This window comes from Thalassospira sp. SN3W (genome assembly GCF_038070535.1).
Taxonomy (GTDB): Bacteria; Pseudomonadota; Alphaproteobacteria; order Rhodospirillales; family Thalassospiraceae; genus Thalassospira; species Thalassospira xiamenensis.
The window spans coordinates 4369624-4386048 of sequence record NZ_CP121124.1 but is presented as its reverse complement, the minus strand read 5'-3'; the positions used below and the strand labels follow the sequence as shown (position 1 = coordinate 4386048).

Sequence of the window (16425 nt, the reverse complement as noted above, 5' to 3'; positions counted from 1 at the left end):
ACATGACGTCGATATTGTTTGCTATCTGTTTGAAGCCGAGGGTGGAATGTCCACAGAAAATCTGACGACCTGTTGGGAAAAGCTTGATCGACTGGGCGCGGAAGTTTCCAAGAACCTTAATTTACGCAAAGCCTTTGCCGATGATCCGGCGCGGTTTGCGCGTTTCCATGTCACGCAGGACGATCTGTTTATCGATTATTCGAAAAATCTGATCACCGATGATGTGATGGCCGCATTACGTGAATTGGCGGAAACTGCCAATGTTGAAAACTGGCGCGAACGGATGTTTGCCGGTGATCGGATCAATATCACCGAAAATCGCGCTGTTCTTCATACAGCCCTTCGCAATCTGGATGGCAATCCGGTGATGGTCGATGGCAAGGACGTTATGCCCGATGTCAAGGACGTCTTGGTACGCATGAAACGCTTTGCCGCGCGTGTGCATACCGGCGACTGGAAAGGCCATACCGGCAAGGCGATCACCGATGTGGTCAATATCGGGATTGGCGGTTCCGACCTTGGCCCGGTCATGGTGAACGAGGCACTCCGCCCGTATCATATCGACGGTATTCGCTGCCATTTCGTTTCCAACGTCGATGGCGCGCATATCGTTGATACGCTCAAAGACCTTGATGCGGAAACGACGCTTTTCATCATTGCATCCAAGACCTTCACAACCGACGAAACCCTGACCAATGCCTATTCGGCGCGCGACTGGCTGGTTGGTTTGCTGAAAGACGAGAGCGCGGTTGCCAAGCATTTTGTCGCGGTATCGACTGCCTTGGACAAGGTTGCTGAATTCGGTATTGATACCGATAATGCGTTCGGTTTCTGGGACTGGGTCGGTGGGCGGTACAGCCTTTGGTCGGCTATCGGCTTGCCGATCATTCTGTCGGTTGGTTACGAGAAATTCGAAGAATTGCTGCGCGGCGCGCAGGCGATGGATAATCATTTTCGTTCAGCCCCGCTTGACCGCAACATTCCGGTGACGCTGGCATTGATCGGGGTGTGGTATCGCAATGTTCTGTGCGCATCCAGTCAGGCAATCCTGCCTTATGATCAGCATCTTTCGCGTCTGCCGGCTTATTTGCAGCAGGCCGATATGGAAAGTAATGGCAAGTCGGTTACCCGCGATGGCAAGCCGATCTATTACGAAACCGGCCCGATCATCTGGGGTGAACCGGGTACCAATGGCCAGCATGCCTTTTATCAGCTGATCCATCAGGGCACGGAACTGATCCCGGTTGATTTCATCGTTGCGGCGAATGCCCTGCATCCATTGGCAAACCATCATGACAAGTTGGTGGCGAATTGCTTTGCCCAGGCCGAAGCCCTGATGCGCGGCAAGACCGAGGCCGAAGTACGTGACGAACTTGCCGGTGGCAATCTGACCCCGGCCGAGATTGATGTGCTGGCACCGCAAAAGGTCTTTGCCGGGAACAAACCCAGCACCATGATCCTTTACAAGCAGCTTGATCCCTTTACGCTGGGACGTCTGGTTGCAATGTATGAACATAAAATCTTTGTTCAGGGGATTATCTGGAACGTCAATTCCTATGACCAGTGGGGGGTCGAACTTGGCAAACAGCTTGCCAAGGAATTGCTGCCAATGGTTCAGGGGAATGAAACTGCCGATAGCCGTGACGCTTCAACCGCCGGTCTGATCCATCAGTTGCATGCCCTTCGGGGTTAATTTTGATCCGACAAATCTGTGGATTTATGGGGCGGTGTCAGCCTAACTGGCACCGCCCTTGTTGTTTGCGCGATGATCCCGACAACGGGCAGAGCAATATTTGACATCGTCCCAGCAATCACGCCATTTGCGCCTCCAGACAAACGGTCGATTACAGGTCAGGCAGGTTTTGTGTGGCAGGTCTGATTTTGTCGGCCTTTGACCATTGGCATTTCGGCGCATCCCAAATTACCCGATCAGTGTCTCGATCATGGCATGGGCCGCGCATTTTCCGCTGCGCCATGCGGCTTCCACCCTTGCACCAAGACACCAATCGCCCGCGGCAATGACGCGCCCGTTCATGCCGCTAAGATGACTTTTTCCAAGCGGTTTGATCGTGCGGGCATATCGCCAGCGATGCGTGTTTATGGACACCACATCGGGAAGCTTAGCACCGCTAGCTTTATGCAGTTTTTCAAGCAGAAGGAATGCGATGCGTTCCTTGTCTTCTTCGAGGTGATCACGTGACCATTCCGGACTTGCGTGCAGAACCCAAAGATCAGGTGAAGGTCGATGGATCAGATCACGGTGGTCGCCATTGCGTGCCGCCCAGCTGATCGCAGGATCGGGATGGATCATGGCATCAAATGCCGTGGGCAACGGTTTGGCAAATGCAATCATTGCTGCCCAACACGGTGCCATTTCCACATCCGCAATGGGATCAAATCTTGGGGCAAGTGGTTGCAGAAGCTCTGCGGTTTGCGGGGCAGGGGCGGTAATAATCACACCGTCAAATGGCCCGAATTCACCATCCAGATCGTCATGCAGGATAAAGCTGCGTGGTCCGGCGGTTTCGATACAGGTAATACGGTGTTCTTTGCGGATTTCAAACGGATCAAGCAGCGGGGTGATCAGTTTGTTCATTTGCGGTGAACCCTGATACCAGATATCTGCGGCCGTATTTGTACGTTTCAAAGCCGATGCCGGTGCCCCAGCGGTTGCTTTTTCGCCACGAAGGAGATGTGGTTGCCATTTCCGAACGGATTTTTGATGTTCGGCCTGTTGCAGGAATGATTGAAATTCCGGATGCAGTGCCGTGACATATTGGGCGCCATGATTGAAATTGCCCAATTCGGTACGACGTGTTGCAAGTCGCCCTCCGGCACCACGGCTTTTTTCAAAAACCGTTACGCAAAAGCCGACTGCATGAAGTGTGGCCGCCGCCCGAAGGCCGGCCATTCCCGCACCGATCACGGCAATATTCATTGGGGCCATTTTGTTGTTCCTGTTCGAACCTTGTGAACCTTTTCCTCCTTACGTCAGAAGTCGTTGTTTGGAGCATCAACACCCCGAAGATATTTATGAAACTGTCATCGTCAGGTCATTAAACCGTTACGCATTGTCCGCAGTTTGTCTGCCACGGTTCATCCAGTTTTCAGGGGGAAATATGCGTTATTCTTTGATGGCCACGGTGGCATTTTCGGTTATGCTCGGTGCCTGCGGCACCACGACAACGTCAAAAAACATGGTAATGGCCGTTGATACGGCGTCGCCTGCCGCCAAGCCGCTTTCAATCGTGCCGATGGGCGACTATCGCACCGGCATGTTTGACGAAGGGGCCGCGGAAATTCCGGCTTTTGACCCGGTGACCAAACGCATATTCGTGGTCAATGGTGGCGACAAGTCGATTGATATTCTTGATATGTCGGACCCTGAAACACTTGCAAAAGTCGGTTCGGTCAAGCTTTCGACATGGGGTAAGGCGGCAAACAGCGTTGCCGTTCATGGCAATATTGTCGCAGTGGCTGTCGAGAATGACGACAAACAGGCACCGGGCAAGGCCGTGTTCTTTAACACGGATGGTGATTTCATTGCGGCTGTAACTGTCGGTGCATTGCCCGACATGATCAAATTTACTCCGGATGGCAAGCACGTTCTGGTCGCGAACGAAGGCGAGCCGAACGACGCATTTGACAACGACCCGGAAGGGAGTGTTTCGATTATCCCGGTATCGGGAAATCTCACCGATCTGTCAGATGCCGATGTTCGCACGGTAAACTTTGGCTTCCTGAATGATGTGGACCTGCCTTATGGCATGCGGACATCAAACCCGGGAACGTCGACCGTGGCACAGGATGTCGAGCCGGAATATATCGCCGTCTCGAAAGACAGCAAAACGGCTTATGTTTCACTTCAGGAAAACAATGCGGTGGCGATCATTGATATTGAAACCGCAAACGTTGTCCGGGTTGCCGGTCTTGGCTTCAAGGACCATTCGGTCAACGCATTTGATGCCAGCGACAAGGACGGCAAAATCAACATCCGTACATGGCCTGTGATGGGCATGTATATGCCAGACACGATCGATGCTATCGAAATCGGCGGCAAAACCTGGGTCCTGACGGCAAACGAGGGCGACTCACGCGACTATGACGGCTACAGCGAAGAAACCCGCGTCGGAAAACTGACCCTTGATCCGGTCGCCTTCCCGAATGCCGCAACCCTGCAAAAAGATGAAAACCTCGGTCGCTTGAAAACGACTACTGCGCAGGGCGATACGGATGGTGATGGCGATTTCGATGTGATCTACAGCTATGGGGCACGTTCGTTCTCGGTCCTGAATGCGAATGGCGACATGGTTTTTGACAGTGGCGACAAGTTCGAACAGTTCATGGCGGCCAATTACGGGAGAGTTTTCAACGCATCGAACACCGAAAACTATAGCCGCGATAACCGCTCGGATGACAAGGGCCCGGAACCCGAAGGTCTGGCAACCGGCTACGTTAATGGCACACCTTATGCCTTTATCGGTCTGGAACGTCAGGGCGGATTTATGGTCTATGATCTGACCAATCCGACTAATCCGCAATTTGTCACCTATCATTCAGATCGTCGTTTTTCCGGCAATCCGGAAGCAGACACCGCAGGCGAACTTGCCCCGGAAGGTATGCTGTTTGTCGAAGCAAAGGATAGCCCCACCGGCAATGCCATGCTGATCGTGGCAAGCGAAGTATCGGGCAGTACAAAAGTTTATGACCTGAAATAGGTTTTTAAGCTGCTGTATATAAAGAGATTTTACTTGAAAAGCCGGGGATTTTGTCCTCGGCTTTTTCAATTGTGTCCGGTGCTTGGTAAAATGGTTCAATCCTGTAACGTTATGCACTAAACTCCGCGCCACGGTCCGGTTTCGGGCTTGTCGACCGAAGGGAGGCGGAGACTGAGTACGCGACGTGAACCCCATATTCTGGTTGTCGATGACGATCAGGAAATCCAGAAGCTCCTGAAAAAATTCCTGCTCCAGCACGGGTTTCGTATCACCACCGTTTCCGACGGGGCGGAGATGCATCGTGCGCTTCGTGACTGGAATATCGATCTGGTGATCCTTGATATCATGTTGCCTGGCGAAGATGGTTTTGCGCTCTGCCGGGATGTGCGCCGCAATTCCAAGGTACCGATTGTCATGCTGACTGCGGTGGGCGAGGATACAGATCGTATTCTTGGTCTTGAACTGGGTGCAGATGACTATCTGACAAAGCCGTTCAATCCGCGTGAATTGCTGGCCCGTATTCGTGCCGTGTTCCGCCGTTTTGAAACCGGTACCGTGACACAGGTTCATCACGAAGAAACCAAAACCCAGAAAATCCTGTTTGCTGACTGGACGCTCGATATCGGATCACGCGAATTGCGCGATCTTGATGATGTGGCGGTGCATTTGTCGACCGGGGAATTTTCGCTGTTGCTGGCGCTGGTCAAGCATAACAAGCGTGCGCTGTCGCGTGAACAGCTTGTCGATATCGTGCGCGGTCAGAGCTCGATCCCGTTTGACCGCAGTATCGATATCCAGATCAGTCGCCTGCGCCGCAAAATTGAAAAAGATGCCAAAAACCCCAAGCTGATCAAAACCGTGCGCGGCATTGGCTATCAGTTCTGTGCCGATACGAGGACCGTCTAGGAATTCGATCGATGGCAGTTCAGATTGGTGCGTTTTCCGAATATATGCGGCGTTTCAAGCCCCGCACGCTAGGCGGACGCATTTTTATGATCATGATGGTCGGCGGTGTCATCATCGCGGGTATCAGTTCAATCGCATCGAAATACATCATCGAACGGAGCGAGCGGATCAGCCGAGCCTATACTTTGGGCTTTACCATTCGCGAATTGATCCTGATTGCCGAAAGTCCGGAGTTACAGGGAAATATCGTTGATATAGCCGCGCGTGACGGGCTTTCTGTTCGTGTTCTGCCATCTGACGATATTGGTACAATTCTTCTGTTTTCGCGCCCGGCACAACATATCGCAATGCCCGCACGTCTGGCCGATACGGGCTGGCCGACATCGGTAAAGGTCCATTTTCGGCGCGGGCGTCTTGGCGCGGAACAGCGCCACCTGATTGAAACCGCCGAAAATCCCAGTCTGTTTTTTGCCGGCCTATCGCGCGAAATAGCGCGTCAGGGACTTGAGGCTCGCGTTGAAATCATGTTGCCATCCGGCATGCGAATGCTGCTGTCTCATCCGGTGCTGTGGTCCGACTATGCATCGCCATCCATGGTTTTTCTGATCTTTCTGGTCGGGGTTGTTGCCGTGTTGGCGGTGTTTGCCGCTTTGGCCGATCTTCTGGCCGGTCCCTTCAAGAATTTGACCGAGGCGATCATTCGCCAGGGGGATGAAGTTGAAGGCCCCCCGGTGGAGGAGCGGGGCCCGACCGAAGCCCGGTCAATGGCCGCAGCATATAATGGATTGCGGGAACGGATTTCACGGATGCTGGGTGACAGAACCCGTATGCTGGCCGCAATTTCACACGATTTGCGCACGCCCAGCACGCGCCTGCGCCTGCGTGCAGAATTTATCGAAAATGAAGAATTGCGTGAAACCGTGTTGCGCGATCTTGACGAAATGGACGGGCTTCTCAACGATGCACTCGATTTCCTTGGTGACTGGATTAGCAAGGAAGAAGAGCGCACAGTTGACTTCACATCGGTTCTCGAAGCGATTTGTGACGATTATGCCGATCTTGGCCGTCCGGTAAGTTTCGAGGGACCGCAGCCGCTTCGTTTCAGTTCGGTTCACACCGTATTTGGCGGCGGGGACGAGGCGCATTCGTTTGGTGACAAGCGCAGCATCCGTCTGACCTGCCGACCCGGAACATTAAAACGTGCCTTCACCAATCTGATCGAGAATGCGCTGAAATATGGCTATCGCGCTTATGTCAGTCTGGATGCGACGGCCGACACGGTGCTGGTGTCCATTCGGGACGAAGGACCGGGAATCGCCGCGGAACATCAGGAGGATGTCTTTCTGCCGTTCTTCCGTGTAGAAGGATCACGGGCACGCACCACCGGTGGCAGCGGCCTTGGTCTGTCGATTGTAAAAACGGTCATCGATGCCCATGACGGGACGATACGATTACGCAATCTGCCCCGACGTGGGTTGGAGGTCACGATTGCTTTGCCGCGGCGCGTCGACAAAGGTTGAAAACAAAACGACCCGGGAATTCCGGGCCGTTTTTAAGAATCCTATAAAGACAAGAACGGCGGACGGCCCCCAGAACCGCCCGCCGATCAGATCAGATCCGAAGTTCCGTTACCGGATCAAACAGACTGATCTGAGACATGTCGGCCGAGAATGTCATCATCTCGCCCGGTTGCGGTGCCCGGTCAGGCCGGACACGTGCAACGATTTCCTTTCCGCCGATTTCGACAACGGTCATGGTGTCAGCACCGGTCGGTTCAATAACCTCGACCTTGCAGTCGAAATTGACATACTGGCTGCCCGGTTCATCAGAACCGGTACGCTTGTGCGTCAAACCTTCCGGACGGATGCCGAAAACGACATCTTTCCCGACATAGCTCTGATAGCTTTCCGGCGCATCTTTCAGCGGCAGAATGATCGGGTCGTTATCGCGTTTGATCGATACGGCCAGATTGCCATTGTCATTGATCAGGGTTGCGTTGATGAAGTTCATCGACGGCGAACCGATAAAGCCAGCAACAAAGATGTTGTTTGGGCGTTCATAGATGTTCTGCGGCGTATCGAACTGCTGCAGGATGCCGTCTTTCATGACAGCAATGCGCGAGGCAAGGGTCATGGCTTCGATCTGGTCGTGGGTCACGTAAACGATGGTGGCACCCAGACGCTGATGCAGTTTCTTGATTTCGGTACGCATATCGACGCGCAGCTTGGCATCAAGGTTCGACAAAGGTTCGTCAAACAGGAAGATGTCCGGATCGCGAACCAGTGCACGGCCCATCGCAACGCGCTGGCGCTGTCCCCCCGAAAGCTGGGATGGTTTGCGATCCAGCAGGGCTTCGATCTGTAGCAGTTTGGCGACGTCGGCGACAGCCTTGTCACGTTCTGCTGCCGAAACACCACGGATTTCAAGACCGAAGGTGATGTTCTTGCGAACCGTCATATTCGGATAAAGCGCGTAGGACTGGAACACCATGGCGATGTTTCGGTCCTTGGGGTGGACATCGTTGATCACGCGATCACCGATGCGGATTTCCCCGTCGCTGGAACCTTCAAGACCTGCGATCAGGTTAAGAAGGGTCGATTTGCCGCAACCCGACGGGCCGACCAGAACCAGGAACTCGCCGTCTTCAATAGCAATATTGATTTCTTTGAGAACCTCGACAGGACCGAAGGCCTTGCGAACTTTATCAAGGGTGAGTGATGCCATTTGCTTATCCCTTCACCGAACCGGCGGTCAGGCCGCGGACGAAGTATTTTCCGGCCAGAATATAAACAAGCAGGGTCGGCAGGCCGGTCAGCAGGGCTGTGGCCATATCGACATTGTACTGTTTCACGCCGGTCGTGGTGTTGACGATATTGTTGAGTGCGACAGTCATCGGCGCATTATCGCCAGAGGCGAAGGAAGCACCGAAAAGGAAGTCATTCCAGATCTGGGTAAACTGCCAGATGACCGACACGACGATGATCGGTGTCGAAATCGGCAGAATGATACGCCAGAAAATGGTGAAGAAACCTGCGCCGTCGATGGTGGCTGCCTTCACCAGTTCATCCGGGATCGAAACATAGTAATTGCGGAAGAACAGGGTGGTGAAGCACAGGCCGTAAACGACATGCACAAGAACAAGACCGGTGGTCGAGCTGGCAAGGCCAAGTGACCCCAGAACCTGTGACATCGGCAGCAGCACAACCTGGAACGGAATGAAGCAACCAAACAGCAGCAGGGCAAAGACGATATTAGCCCCTTTAAAACGCCATTTGGTCAGGGCATATCCGTTGATCGCACCAAGGAATGTCGAAATCAGAACCGCCGGAACCGCCATTTTGACCGAATTCCAGAAGTAAATTTTGATGCCTGAACATTCAACGCCGACACAGGCTTCATTCCACGCATAGTTCCAGGCATCGAACGTGATGACGCGCGGCAGCGAAATGAGTGAGCCTTCCCGGATTTCATCGAGCGACTTCAACGAGGTCGAAATCATCACGAAAAGCGGGAACAGATAGTAGGCTGCGAACAGGATCAGAACGAGATATAGCAACCCGCGCAGTATGGTATGTTTCCAGCCTGCGTCGTGGCTGTAATGCTGAATATCAGCCATTTTTCTTGCCTCCGCGCAGTTCGGAATACAGATACGGCACAATGATCGCCATCACGGTCGCCAGCATCATCATGGCACTTGCTGCACCAACGCCCAGCTGGTTGCGCTGGAAGGCCATCGTGTACATGAAGGTTGCCGGAAGATCGGACGAATAGCCGGGGCCGCCGCCGGTAAGTGCAATGACGAGGTCGAAGCTTTTAACGGCCAGATGGGCCAGAACGACGATCGCACTGAGGAAAACCGGACGGATCGACGGGATGATAATGCCGAAATAGATGCGGGGCAGGCTGGCACCATCCATATAGGCTGCGCGAATGATGTCCTGATCGACGCCGCGCAATGCCGCAAGGAACATTGCCATAACAAAACCCGATGCCTGCCAGACGGCTGCGATCACGACCGTGTAGATCGCCATGTCCGAATTGACCAGCCAGTCGAATTTGAAACTGGTCCAGCCAAGGTCATGCATCATGCTTTCCAGGCCAAGGCCCGGATTGAGAAGCCATTTCCAGACGGTGCCCGTCACGATGAAGGACAGGGCCATCGGATACAGGAAAATTGTGCGAAGGACGCCTTCGGCGCGGATGCGCTGATCAAGAAGAACTGCAAGCAGGCAGCCAAGAAACAGGCAGATAACAATAAAGAGACCGCCGAAAATCAGCAGGTTCTCGATGGCAACATGCCAGCGTTCCATTTGCCACAGACGTTCGTATTGCCGCAGACCGGCCCAATCCCAGACCGGAAGCATGCGCGATTTCGAAAACGCCATATAGCCTGTCCACAGGATGAACCCGTAGACGAAAAACAGGGACGCAGCAAAGGACGGTGCAACAACGATCTTGGAAAGATGACGCTGGATGCTGGCCGTCAGGTTGCTTTCGGTGCTTGAAGAAGCCCCCATACCCTTTGCCTCAAACAATTAAAGTAGCGGGAATCCGGCCCCGGAAATGTCCGGGGCCGGTGCGTCGTCAGTCAATGTGACTGTACAGGTCAGATGAGATTAGTCTTTGGCCAGTTCAACAGCTTCGACCAGCCGCGAGACGGCTTCGTCAGACGACATGTCGGAGTTGAAATGTGCGGTTACGACGTCAATGATCGCACCCGAAAGATGACCGCGAAGAGCCATGCCGTGTGCCATCGACGGAAGGAACCCGCCTGCGTCCTGGGCAGCCAGAAGGTCAGCCTCGGATTTCTTCGCACAATCGTCAAATTTGTCGAGCGGAACGCCAAGACGTGCCGGGATCGAGCCTTTGAGAAGGTTGAAGGTTTCCTGGAATTTCTGGCCAACGATCAGTTCTGCAAGCAGTTTCTGGCCTTCTACCTTGTCATCGCCCGAAACATTGAACATCGCAAAGCTGTCAACGTTGAACAGGTAACCGTGTTCGGACGGGGTTGCCGAACAGATGAAGTCTTTGCCCGGGACTTTGCCCGCAGCAAGGAATTCGCCTTTTGCCCAGTCCCCCATGATCTGCATGGCGGCATCGCCATTCATGACCATAGCTGTTGCAAGGTTCCAGTCACGGCCCGGGAAGTCGGCATCGACATAACCGCGGATTTTGCGCATCTGGTCGAACACGGCTTTCATCGTGTCGGATTTCAGCGCGTCTTCGTCGAGATCAACCAGGGCTTGCTGGTAGAATTCCGGGCCGCCAAGCCCAAGAACGACGGTTTCAAAGACAGTTGCATCCTGCCACGGCTGACCACCATGGGCGACAGGCGTGATGCCGGCCGCTTTGAGCTTGTCAGCAAGGGCGTTGAATTCGTCCCAGGTTTTCGGCGCTTCGGTGGCACCAACTTTGGCCAGCAATTCCGGGTTTGCCCAAATCCAGTCAACACGGTGAATGTTTACAGGAACGGCAACATAATCGCCTTCATACTTCATGACGCTCTGAATAGCTGGCGGAATGACTTTGTCCCAGCCTTCTGCTTCGGCAACGTCATTCAGATCGGCAAGTGCACCCTGTTCTGCCCAGTCCTGGATAGCCGGGCCTTTAAGCTGAACAGCGGCCGGGGCATCGCCCGACAGAACGCGCGAACGCAGTACGGTCATAGCTGCGTCACCGCCACCACCGGCAACCGGGCTATCAACCCATTTGCCACCACGTGCTTCGAAATCTTCTTTCAGGGCAGAGACCGCTTTGGCTTCACCGCCCGAGGTCCACCAATGCAGGACTTCGGCAGTCGGTTCGGCATGTGCGAAGCTTGCAGTCGCGAGAGCAGAGAACGCCACACCGGTGGCGAGAATGGTTTTGCGCAGATTCATTTAGGTTTCCTCCCTGGCTTTAAACCAATTGCAGCGACAACATGCTGCCAAGGGGGACCCTTTGCACTCACAAAACTGTAACAGGGCGTTTCCAGAATGCGAACTGAAACAAACTGTTACAAAAATAGCATGATAGTCCTGAATTATATTGCATGGCAGCAAGAAAAATTAGCGTACTTCGCCGCAAGACAGTTATTCCAATGATGCACAACTGAATGAAATGTGTCCGTATTTGTAACAGCTTGGAAAAGGCGTGCCGGTGCAATTTGAATTCAGCATGCGTCCTCCGGAGAAGGCGGGAAAAGCTCTGCGAGAGGGTGAGGGACTTTAGTATTGATACTGTGCTGCTCTTGGCATCGTGCCAGAGATGCCAAGATGCCTTGACATGGAGCGGTTTGGCATTATTAATCGCCGCCATGAAAAACGTTATTTGCCTGTTTGCTGATTTCTATTACGGCCCTGCCACATAAGGCGGGAGCGTTTTTCTATGTTCAACCGCTGCGTCGTCGGCGGTTGATTTATAAGGCAGGCACCGGCATCGCAGCTCTTCGGAGACAGACGATGCCTTTTTTATTTCCAGATCACCCGACCATCGGGATTTTCGGGTTCGGCGCCTTTGGTTGTTTGACCGCCCGGCATCTGGCAGATCATTTTCCGGTTTTGGTACATGATGTTAATCCTGATGCGGTTTCGGCATACGTGTCGGAAGCAGCGCATGGAAACATTCGGGCGGCTGATATTCTAAGCGTGGCGAAATGCGATATCGTCATTCTGGCCGTCCCCGTTACGGAAATGAGATCTGTGATCGCGACGATTTCACCATATTTGCGTAAGGGGGCGATTGTTCCGGATGTCGGGTCCGTGAAAATGGAACCAGCGCAGGCAATGCTTGAAGGGCTTCCCGATCATGTCGAGATCATCGGTACCCATCCGTTGTTTGGTCCGCAAAGTGCGCGGGACGGTATTTCCGGGCTCAAAATTGCGATATGCCCTGTGCGGGGATACAAATTTCGCCGGATTGCCGCGTTCCTGCGCCTTGTTCTGCGGCTCAAGGTTTTTGTTGTTACTCCGGAGGTCCATGACCGCGAGGCCGCGGTCGTGCAGGGTGTAACGCATCTCATTGCCAAGGTTCTTGCCCGGATGGATCCATTGCCTGTGCGCATGACAACAGCAAGCTTTGACTTGCTGGTCAAGGCCACCGAAATGGTGCGCTACGACGCGCCCAGCGTTTTCTGGGCGATTGAAAACGAGAACCCCTATGCCGGTGCCGTGCGGGAACAGTTCTTTGAATTGGCAATGGGGGTACGTGATCAGCTAGCGGGTGATAAATGTGTGGTTGCCGCGGGAATGGCGAAATGAGATTTTTGCCGTGCGTGGCTATGTTGCGTTGCCGCATGGGGGCGAAGGCTGAAATATATGATTCATTTCAATTTTTCCTGTGATGAAGGCTACAAGTTTCACAATTGAACCCATTCAATTGTGACGTTTTGGAATAGATGATGTGCAATCTTTGGCGGTTGAGATATATGGCACTTGGGAGCATATTGCATTGCAGAAAGCGAAGTGATGAACGCGCCGACCAAAAGCGGAAGACCCGCAGGCTAGCGTTCTTATTCTTAAACCAAGGAGGTTCAACATGTTCCTGTCCAGTATTCTCGTTGCTGTTCGCCGTTGGGCCTATGCACGCTCTGTCGCGAACGAACTCTACAATCTCGACAAGCGTGATCTGGATGATGTCGGGATTTCCCACTGGCAGATCAAAGACGTAGCGCGCAAAGCTGCTCGTGACGTGATCGCTTAAGCCAGACTGAATTTCGACAGCGCCAGTTTGTAGGCAGCTGTGTAAGCAGAAGCCGGACATTTCGTCCGGCTTTTTGTTTTTCTGTCTTCTGAATACGCCGCTGTATTTCAGATGATCCCGGCTACCACAGGCTTGCCTGATGTGATGGCTTTGGGATTTTTCCGGTATCCATCTGTGTCAGGAAATGCTCGGCCTGTTCGATTAGTGCCGTTTTACTGTTCCCATTCATACGCGACCAATTGCGATATGGCATAGCAAGGCGCGGATTTTTGCCGAGTTTATCGACGTTACGATCCAGGAAGTGCCAGTAAAGTGCATTAAAGGGGCATGCATCGGGCCCTGTGTTCTTATTGGGACTGTATTGGCAAGCCGTACAGTAATCAGACATCCGGTTGATGTATTTTCCACTCGCAGCATAGGGCTTGGACGCCATTTTTCCCCCGTCGGCATAAAGTGCCATGCCAAAGGTGTTGGGAAGTTCCACCCACTCAAATGCGTCGATATAAACTGCCAGATACCATTCACAGACTTCCTTTGGATCCAGACCGGATAGAAGCGCAAAGTTGCCAATCACCATCAATCGCTGAATGTGATGCGCGTAGGCATTGTCCAGCGTTTCGGTGATGGCGTGATGCAGGCAGTTCATCCCAACATTCCCATCCCAGAAAAAGGCGGGTAGGGGGCGTCTGGCATCGAAATAACTGCCTTTTCCGTAATCGGGCCCCATATGCCAGTAAAGCCCGCGCACATATTCGCGCCAGCCAAGGATCTGACGAATAAAGCCCTCGGCGGCGTTGATTGGTATCTTGCCGACGCGATAGGCATTTTCAGCGGCACGGCATACTTCATCGGGGAGCAAAAGGCCGACATTGATATAGCCGCTTAGAAGAGAGTGATAAACAGTGCTGCTTTTTACAGTCATCGCATCCTGATAGTCACCAAATAGCGGCAATCGATGTTCTATAAAGTGATCAAGGACTGTAAGCGCATCGCGTCGGGTAACCGCCCAGCCGAAACTTTCGTGATCCCCGCAGGCATTCGGGAAATCCTGTTTAACCCGGTTGAGCAATGCCTGCGTGATGCTATCCGGTTTGAAAGTCAGGGGGCTTGGCGGCCTGCGATCATCGGGAAGGCGTTTGCGATTATCGTGATCAAAATTCCACTGACCGCCAACCGGTTTGCCATCCGGTTCCATCAGGATACCGGTTGTACGTCGCAGTTGCCGATAGAAATACTCCATACGGAGTTCCTTGCGGTTTTCAGCAAATTCCGCAAATACCGAAAGTGGGGCAAAGAAACGATCATCGTCGCGAACATCAAGGACGATACCGAACTTGTCCGCCCATGTTTCGATTTCCGTGCGTATCCGCCATTCGCCGGGCTCTGTACTGATTACCTGTTTTACCGGATGATTTTTCAATGCCAGTTTCAGGGCATCGCTAAAGCTATTGGTCGGCTGGTTCTCATAATCGAAATAACAAACCGCGAAACCCTTTTCACGTAATTCATGAGCGAAATGGCGCATCGCAGACAGAATGAAGACAATTTTCTGCCTGTGATGGGCGACATAGTTTGCCTCGCTGTTCGGTTCCGCCATTACAATCAAGTCGTGATCAGGATCGGCATCCCTTAAACTTGCCAGTGAAACAGACAGCTGATCACCAAGTATGAAACGGATTGATTTGATGGCAGACATTTAACGGGCGACCTCCGGCAGCGAAAATCATATTTCCGACTCGTACGTGAAAAAAGGTCCCAGAGATTGGTTGAAGCAAACAAAAACAACCGAAAACGGGCGGACCGATTTTCATTCGCAATGGTTGCTGCGCGAATGATTTTTACTTGTGTGCCATGATCTGAAAATTTGCAAAAAAATCGGCTAAATTATTGATAATGGTAATCAAAGGCGCGGTTTTCCCTTGAAAAGGGGAATGGTCGATCCCACTATTTGGACAGCCCAATCATCAGGAGTGCCACCATGAAGGGTGATCCCAAGATCATCAGTTATCTTAATCGCGTGCTGACCAACCAGTTAACGGCGATTAACCAGTATTTCCTGCATGCCCGTATGCTCCGCGACTGGGGCGTGGAAGAAATGGGCGAGTACGAATACAAACTTTCGATCAAGGAAATGAAACGTGCCGATGACACCATCGAGCGCATTCTGTTCCTTGAAGGTCTGCCCAATCTTCAGAATTTGAACAAGCTTATGATCGGCGAGAATGTCGAGGAAATCGTTTCCTGCGACATGAAGTTCGAGTTGGCAAGCCTGCCGCTTCTGCGCGAGGCGATTAGCGCCTGCGAAAAGGCCGAAGACTTTGTAACCCGCGATCTGCTGGTCAAATTCCTTGAAGATCAGGAAGAACATGTCGACTGGCTGGAAACGGAGCAGTGGCAGATCGAAAATGTCGGTATGCAGAATTATATTCAAAGCCGTTCTGGCGACGGCGACTAACACATCAGGAGCTTAAACGCCATGAAGGGTAACAAGAAGGTTATCGACGCGCTGAACAAGCAGCTTACGGCTGAATTGTCCGCCGCCGACCAGTACAACACCCATGCCGAGATGTATCTCGATTGGGGTTTGCATGCACTTTATGCTCGTATGCATCATGAAAAGGACGAAGAACTCGAACATGCAAAACGCCTGATCGAACGTATTCTGTTCCTTGAAGGGGTGCCCGATACCGCGTCGCGCAGTCCGATCAAGATCGGCAAAACCGTGCCCGAGATGATGAAAAACGATCTCGAACACGAATATCATGTGATCGATCTTCTGAAAAAGGCGATTAAACTTGCCGAGAAGGAAGAAGATTATCAGACGCGCAATATGCTGACCACGCTGCTGGATGACAGCGAAGAGGACCATGCATATTGGCTTGAACAGCAGATCCGTCTGATCGATATGATGGGCTTGCCGAACTATATCCAGTTCCGCGCTGTTGGCGAGCCGAACCCGCACGGTTAAGGTTGCCAAATGTCATTTGAAAACCCCGGTATTGTCCGGGGTTTTTTTATTTTTATCAGATATTTGCGGGTGAATTGATAACGCAAAATCAATCCGCCCGTTTTATGCTTGACCTTCCAGTTGCTGGAACCTCTATGGTCGCCCATATCAAGT

The 16425-nt window shown here is 52.6% G+C and carries 15 protein-coding genes; 8 read left to right on the top strand and 7 right to left on the bottom strand.

Features of this window, described 5'->3' with window-relative positions; all coding sequences use genetic code 11:
- Positions 1 to 46: 46 nt before the first annotated feature.
- Positions 47 to 1693 (top strand): glucose-6-phosphate isomerase, encoded by a 1647-nt coding sequence (gene pgi / locus P8T57_RS20205; RefSeq protein ID WP_341364104.1) that lies wholly within the window; start codon positions 47 to 49, stop codon positions 1691 to 1693.
- Between the two features lie 42 nt (positions 1694 to 1735).
- Here the strand turns inward: pgi and P8T57_RS20200 are convergent, their stop codons facing one another.
- Both P8T57_RS20200 and P8T57_RS20195 read right to left on the bottom strand, forming a co-directional pair.
- Positions 1736 to 1915, bottom strand: coding sequence for a DUF2256 domain-containing protein (locus P8T57_RS20200; protein WP_341364103.1), 180 nt, complete (start codon positions 1913 to 1915; stop codon positions 1736 to 1738).
- A 6-nt stretch (positions 1916 to 1921) separates the two neighbouring features.
- Entirely contained in the window at positions 1922 to 2947 is a 1026-nt protein-coding gene (locus P8T57_RS20195) for an FAD-dependent oxidoreductase (RefSeq protein WP_341364102.1), read from the bottom strand.
- A gap of 172 nt (positions 2948 to 3119) precedes the next feature.
- Between P8T57_RS20195 and P8T57_RS20190 the strand changes: the two genes are divergently transcribed.
- The 3 genes from P8T57_RS20190 (at position 3120) to P8T57_RS20180 (ending at position 7144) form a co-directional block, all read left to right on the top strand.
- Entirely contained in the window at positions 3120 to 4718 is a 1599-nt protein-coding gene (locus P8T57_RS20190) for a choice-of-anchor I family protein (protein ID WP_341364101.1), read from the top strand.
- 147 nt (positions 4719 to 4865) lie between these two features.
- A complete protein-coding gene (locus P8T57_RS20185) occupies positions 4866 to 5624 on the top strand; it encodes a response regulator (RefSeq protein WP_240478846.1) in 759 nt (252 codons plus the stop codon).
- Positions 5625 to 5635: 11 nt separating this feature from the next.
- Positions 5636 to 7144, top strand: coding sequence for an ATP-binding protein (locus P8T57_RS20180; protein WP_341364100.1), 1509 nt, complete (start codon positions 5636 to 5638; stop codon positions 7142 to 7144).
- 91 nt (positions 7145 to 7235) lie between these two features.
- On the opposite strand, the gene ugpC is transcribed toward P8T57_RS20180, so the two are convergent.
- From ugpC to P8T57_RS20160, 4 genes are all read right to left on the bottom strand, one after another.
- Positions 7236 to 8348, bottom strand: a complete 1113-nt coding sequence (ugpC, locus tag P8T57_RS20175; protein ID WP_007089384.1) for a sn-glycerol-3-phosphate ABC transporter ATP-binding protein UgpC — start codon at positions 8346 to 8348, stop codon at positions 7236 to 7238.
- A gap of 4 nt (positions 8349 to 8352) precedes the next feature.
- Positions 8353 to 9240, bottom strand: a complete 888-nt coding sequence (locus P8T57_RS20170; RefSeq protein WP_063091903.1) for a carbohydrate ABC transporter permease — start codon at positions 9238 to 9240, stop codon at positions 8353 to 8355.
- Complete coding sequence (locus P8T57_RS20165) at positions 9233 to 10141, bottom strand: sugar ABC transporter permease (protein ID WP_007089386.1); 909 nt, start codon at positions 10139 to 10141, stop codon at positions 9233 to 9235. Before P8T57_RS20165 ends, P8T57_RS20170 begins: the two co-directional genes overlap by 8 nt.
- Before the next feature lie 99 nt (positions 10142 to 10240).
- On the bottom strand, positions 10241 to 11503 hold the full coding sequence (locus P8T57_RS20160; RefSeq protein WP_037991354.1) for an ABC transporter substrate-binding protein: 1263 nt from the start codon (positions 11501 to 11503) through the stop codon (positions 10241 to 10243).
- Between the two features lie 561 nt (positions 11504 to 12064).
- Here P8T57_RS20160 and P8T57_RS20155 point away from each other — a divergent pair.
- Complete coding sequence (locus tag P8T57_RS20155; protein WP_341364099.1) at positions 12065 to 12862, top strand: prephenate dehydrogenase; 798 nt, start codon at positions 12065 to 12067, stop codon at positions 12860 to 12862.
- A gap of 277 nt (positions 12863 to 13139) precedes the next feature.
- Positions 13140 to 13304, top strand: coding sequence for a hypothetical protein (locus P8T57_RS20150; RefSeq protein ID WP_341364098.1), 165 nt, complete (start codon positions 13140 to 13142; stop codon positions 13302 to 13304).
- Positions 13305 to 13425: 121 nt separating this feature from the next.
- Here P8T57_RS20150 and P8T57_RS20145 read toward each other — a convergent pair whose 3' ends face one another.
- Positions 13426 to 15000, bottom strand: a complete 1575-nt coding sequence (locus P8T57_RS20145; protein WP_341364097.1) for a cryptochrome/photolyase family protein — start codon at positions 14998 to 15000, stop codon at positions 13426 to 13428.
- Between the two features lie 282 nt (positions 15001 to 15282).
- On the opposite strand from P8T57_RS20145, the gene bfr (P8T57_RS20140) reads away from it, so the two are divergent.
- Both bfr (P8T57_RS20140) and bfr (P8T57_RS20135) read left to right on the top strand, forming a co-directional pair.
- On the top strand, positions 15283 to 15759 hold the full coding sequence (bfr, locus tag P8T57_RS20140) for a bacterioferritin (RefSeq protein ID WP_037991343.1): 477 nt from the start codon (positions 15283 to 15285) through the stop codon (positions 15757 to 15759).
- A 21-nt stretch (positions 15760 to 15780) separates the two neighbouring features.
- Positions 15781 to 16272, top strand: a complete 492-nt coding sequence (bfr, locus tag P8T57_RS20135) for a bacterioferritin (protein WP_007089392.1) — start codon at positions 15781 to 15783, stop codon at positions 16270 to 16272.
- Positions 16273 to 16425 lie beyond the last annotated feature (153 nt).

Excerpts from the sequence above, each read along its gene's own strand:
- pgi (WP_341364104.1), top strand. The coding sequence starts at position 47 with ATGTCCACAGAAAATCTGACGACCTGTTGGGAAAAGCTTGATCGACTG.
- P8T57_RS20200 (WP_341364103.1), bottom strand. The coding sequence starts at position 1,915 with ATGCGCCGAAATGCCAATGGTCAAAGGCCGACAAAATCAGACCTGCCA.
- P8T57_RS20195 (WP_341364102.1), bottom strand. The coding sequence starts at position 2,947 with ATGGCCCCAATGAATATTGCCGTGATCGGTGCGGGAATGGCCGGCCTT.
- P8T57_RS20190 (WP_341364101.1), top strand. The coding sequence starts at position 3,120 with ATGCGTTATTCTTTGATGGCCACGGTGGCATTTTCGGTTATGCTCGGT.
- P8T57_RS20180 (WP_341364100.1), top strand. The coding sequence starts at position 5,636 with ATGGCAGTTCAGATTGGTGCGTTTTCCGAATATATGCGGCGTTTCAAG.
- ugpC (WP_007089384.1), bottom strand. The coding sequence starts at position 8,348 with ATGGCATCACTCACCCTTGATAAAGTTCGCAAGGCCTTCGGTCCTGTC.
- P8T57_RS20170 (WP_063091903.1), bottom strand. The coding sequence starts at position 9,240 with ATGGCTGATATTCAGCATTACAGCCACGACGCAGGCTGGAAACATACC.
- P8T57_RS20165 (WP_007089386.1), bottom strand. The coding sequence starts at position 10,141 with ATGGGGGCTTCTTCAAGCACCGAAAGCAACCTGACGGCCAGCATCCAG.
- P8T57_RS20160 (WP_037991354.1), bottom strand. The coding sequence starts at position 11,503 with ATGAATCTGCGCAAAACCATTCTCGCCACCGGTGTGGCGTTCTCTGCT.
- P8T57_RS20155 (WP_341364099.1), top strand. The coding sequence starts at position 12,065 with ATGCCTTTTTTATTTCCAGATCACCCGACCATCGGGATTTTCGGGTTC.
- P8T57_RS20150 (WP_341364098.1), top strand. The coding sequence starts at position 13,140 with ATGTTCCTGTCCAGTATTCTCGTTGCTGTTCGCCGTTGGGCCTATGCA.
- P8T57_RS20145 (WP_341364097.1), bottom strand. The coding sequence starts at position 15,000 with ATGTCTGCCATCAAATCAATCCGTTTCATACTTGGTGATCAGCTGTCT.
- bfr (WP_037991343.1), top strand. The coding sequence starts at position 15,283 with ATGAAGGGTGATCCCAAGATCATCAGTTATCTTAATCGCGTGCTGACC.
- bfr (WP_007089392.1), top strand. The coding sequence starts at position 15,781 with ATGAAGGGTAACAAGAAGGTTATCGACGCGCTGAACAAGCAGCTTACG.